Annotated in this window: 1 protein-coding gene; it reads right to left on the reverse strand. The window is 59.9% G+C overall.

From position 1 onward, the window contains the following. Window positions 1–202, reverse strand: a 202-nt coding sequence (locus tag QSV46_RS39475) for an ATP-binding cassette domain-containing protein (protein WP_314964060.1), incomplete at its 3' end; no start/stop codon positions are given. Window positions 203–284 lie beyond the last annotated feature (82 nt).

Raw genomic sequence — 284 nt, forward strand, 5'->3', positions numbered from 1 at the left:
GGCCGATGGCGATATCGCCGGCACTGATTTCTTCCAGGCCGGCCACCATGCGCAACAGGGTGGATTTGCCGCAGCCCGAGGGGCCGACGATGACCACGAATTCGCCATCGTTGATCTCGGCGCTCACGCCGTGGATCACTTGGTTGGCCCTCGGGCCTTTGCCGTAGCGTTTGATGACGTTGCGAAACGAAAGAGCTGCCATTTTCTTCTCGGTATTGCCTCAACGCGAGGCGCGAATTCTTTTCGAGGAACACCGCGGAACTGGCTTTGCCAGTCCGCTGGTG

The organism is Bradyrhizobium cosmicum (genome assembly GCF_032290525.1).
GTDB lineage: Bacteria > Pseudomonadota > Alphaproteobacteria > Rhizobiales > Xanthobacteraceae > Bradyrhizobium > Bradyrhizobium cosmicum_A.